Below are 2635 nucleotides of genomic sequence, written 5' to 3' on the forward strand. Positions count from 1 at the left end.
ACGCCCGTCGAGTTCGGAGTTCTTGTGCAGCTTGACGCCGCGAATGAGAAATCGAGCCCTGCGGATATCGCTCGGGCCGTAGAGATGCGTCCCCAGAGCGTCGCCCCCACAATCGACTCCCCGGGCCCGGTGCGGATTCGTCATCCGCGAAGGCGTACGTGGGCGGGGGCGCTCCGGCCGGCTCAGGCTCACGACGGCGGGCAGCAGTGTGGTAGACGCGGTAATGACGGATGTCCTAGAGACCAGCGCAGCCTTCACAAGCGCAAAAACACCTCCCGCGAATCTCAACGCAGCACGTTTTTCATTCCTGCGGAGCGAAAAACGCTGAGAAAGCAGGATCCGACCATCCGTTTCACCGACGAGACAGCAACACGTTTCCCGTCGTTTTTCGACACCATCCCGGGGCTGGGACGCGCGGACACCCACGTCAGGGCCACGCCCTGGCATCATCCATTACCTCTGGCGCCGGCGAAGCCGATCACACGAACGGACGAGAGAGCGTTCGACGTGGGCTGATGCACCGTCAAGGAGCATCGAATACGCGATGCCCCGATCGTTCCAAGAAACCGTCACGATAACCTCCGACTGAAGGTGTTGCGCTGGCTCCTTGAAATCGCCATTGCTGTTCCAACAAGATCGTGGGGTACTCGATCGATTCCCGGATGAAGTCCGAGCTCGCAGCCGCGGCGCTGCGTAACGCGATCGCGCTCCGAGCCCCGGCCGGCACGATCGTACATTCCGATAGGGGCAGCCAGGCCCTATTCAACTGGTCGTAGCAACAGCGGCTTGTTGTGTTGAGCGTAGCTGTTCAGCGAAGGCTTCTGCGGGGGTTCGCCAGCCCAAGATTCCTCGGGGCCGGTTGTTGATGGTGTCCGCGACGGCCTGGATCTCGGTCACACTCCACCGGGCGATGTCGGTGCCTTTCGGGAAGTACTGCCGGAGCAGGCCGTTGAGGTGTTCGTTACTCCCGCGCTGCCAGGGACTCTTCGCGTCGGCGAAGTAGACCGGCAACCCGATCTCATCTGTAAGGAGCGCGTGCGCTGACATCTCCTTTCCTCGATCCCAGGTCAGAGAACGGCGAAGACCCGCCGGCAGCACCTCGAATGTCTTCACGAGCGCGTTCTTCGTCGTGACCGCCCCGTAACCGGCCAGCGCGGGGCCGTTCTTTGTCGGCCTGATGAGTCCGTACCCGGTTTGCCGGGGAAGGTGAACCAGCATCGCGAAACGAGTCGTTCGACAGATCAGCGTCGCGATCGCAGACCGGTTCAAACCAATAATGAGGTCCCCTTCCCAGTGCCCGGCAACCATCCGGTCCTCGGCTTCCGCGGGCCGTTTGTTCAGTGTCGTGGCGTCAGTGACGTGCGCCCAAGCCTGCTGCTGCGTCCGGGCCCTCGGCATCCGTTTTGTGCGTCCGTGGCGCAGGTGCCAGGACTGCTTCCGGCTCAGACCACCCCGTGCGGGTACGTACAACGCTTGGTAGATCGCTTCGTGCGATATCCGCATTGATGGGTCATCCGGGAACTCGACCGGGAGCCGGTTTGCGATCTGTTGCGGGCTCCACGCGGTGACCCATTCCCTGTCCCCCCGGTGCGGTTTGTTCTTCCCATCCCACACCGGCCCCGCCGGGCCCAGGCGGCCACCCTCGATGGTGCGGACATGCCCGCTGAGCTTGTCATCGACATAAGCACGCAGCAGCTCGTTGCTGACGAGCTTCGCTGTCTTTGGGCGGCGGGCGCGACGCTCGGCGTGCCACTGCGCGGTGGAGGCTTTGTAATCCAACCGGTACGACCTGGTAGACGCGTTCCGGCGCAGCTCACGAGAGATCGTCGACGGGCTACGGCCCAGCCGCCGAGCGATCTCTCGCACCCCGCAGCCCTGCGCACGCCACAACGCGATCTCCTCATGATTACCTGACGTCAGATACCGTCCCGACAGTGTTGGGGCCAACTGTGGATTCACCCCGCCAGCGTGCACGAACCACCGATGCGCGACCGGCTCCGACACACCCGCCGCGACGCCCGCGTCCCGGGTCTTCGCACCCTCCGCTATCGCGGCCCAAAACCGTACCCGGTCCTCCCTCCACGCGATCGTCGGGCGACCCGGTGACACCATCTGACCCCGATACGCCCGAACCTGCTTCTGCTGATTCCCTGAACCCATCAAACACCTCCACGATCAGGTGTTGCTACGACCAGTTGAATACGGCCAGTTCAGATCCAGCCGCGTCGTGCGGCTGCTGAAGAACAACGGGCTACGCGGATCGATGGGACGCGTGGGGTCCTCCAGCGACAACGCGGCCATGGAGTCGTTCTTCTCGCTCCTTCAAAAGAACGTCCTGAACACCCGGCGCTGGAATACTCGCGAGGAACTCCGCCTCGCGATCGTGGTCTGGATCGAAACGAAATACAACCGACGCCGCCGCCAACGCGGTCTTGTCCCGCGTCAAGTAGTTGGCAGGGTTTCTTCGATTTCGAAGTTGGGGATGGTGGGGTCGGCGAGGCCGGCGTGGACGTCGGCGGGCCGGTTCCAGGCGATCGCTTCGTGCGGGCGGACGTGGTTGTAGTCGGCTCGGTAGGCGTTGATCTGCTCGACCAGTGACAGGCCATGGTCGATCTCCTCGCGGAACAGCCACTCG

General features: G+C 63.4%; 1 protein-coding gene and 3 pseudogenes. 2 read left to right on the forward strand and 2 right to left on the reverse strand.

All coding sequences use genetic code 11. The annotated features are described in order from the left end of the window. Nucleotides 1–626: 626 nt before the first annotated feature. Nucleotides 627–755, forward strand: a pseudogene (locus tag B7R24_RS16700) (DDE-type integrase/transposase/recombinase); the annotation flags it as partial. Between the two features lie 7 nt (nucleotides 756–762). On the opposite strand, the gene B7R24_RS16705 reads toward B7R24_RS16700, so the two are convergent. Then, nucleotides 763–2160, reverse strand: coding sequence for an IS30 family transposase (locus B7R24_RS16705; RefSeq protein WP_116420149.1), 1398 nt, complete (start codon nucleotides 2158–2160; stop codon nucleotides 763–765). A gap of 46 nt (nucleotides 2161–2206) precedes the next feature. Here B7R24_RS16705 and B7R24_RS16710 point away from each other — a divergent pair. Next, a pseudogene (locus B7R24_RS16710) lies at nucleotides 2207–2434 on the forward strand (integrase core domain-containing protein); the annotation flags it as partial. Between the two features lie 8 nt (nucleotides 2435–2442). Here B7R24_RS16710 and B7R24_RS16715 read toward each other — a convergent pair. Continuing rightward, nucleotides 2443–2635: pseudogene (locus B7R24_RS16715) on the reverse strand (integrase core domain-containing protein); the annotation flags it as partial.

Origin of the sequence: Subtercola boreus (genome assembly GCF_003399645.1) — a bacterium.
GTDB classification, from domain to species: Bacteria; Actinomycetota; Actinomycetes; order Actinomycetales; family Microbacteriaceae; genus Subtercola; species Subtercola boreus_A.

What these genes read in the sequence shown, in the direction of transcription:
- B7R24_RS16705 (WP_116420149.1), bottom strand. Translation starts at nt 2,160, where the DNA reads ATGGGTTCAGGGAATCAGCAGAAGCAGGTTCGGGCGTATCGGGGTCAG.